The sequence below is a fragment of the Halomonas sp. ND22Bw genome, from assembly GCF_003011945.1.
GTDB lineage: Bacteria > Pseudomonadota > Gammaproteobacteria > Pseudomonadales > Halomonadaceae > Halomonas > Halomonas halophila.
Genome location: NZ_PXWD01000636.1, coordinates 1 through 281 on the forward strand (window position 1 = coordinate 1; position 281 = coordinate 281).

At 70.8% G+C, this 281-nt stretch carries 1 protein-coding gene; it reads right to left on the reverse strand.

Annotated features, from left to right (window positions below; genetic code table 11):
- A partial coding sequence (locus CVH10_RS19695) for a DUF2336 domain-containing protein (RefSeq protein ID WP_146143130.1) occupies window positions 1–281 on the reverse strand: 281 nt, incomplete at both ends.

Below are 281 nucleotides of genomic sequence, written 5' to 3' on the forward strand. Positions count from 1 at the left end.
GGATGGCGCGTCAGTGGCGCGCGCAGGCCCGCGACGCGGCGCGACTGATCGACCAGGCGGCGCATGGCCGCCTCGCTGATCTGGGCGGTGCGGTTCGAGGCCAGGGCGGTCATGGTCACCGCCTCGCCCCGGTCGATGATGGCGTCGCACACGGCGTCCGACAGGCGCGGACGGCGGGCCACGGCGATCTGATGCTCCAGCGTCGCCTCGATCAGCAGGCGTATCAGGTCGGTGTTTTGAAGAAGCGGGCTGGAGGTGATGACCGGGCGGGCGATCTCGAT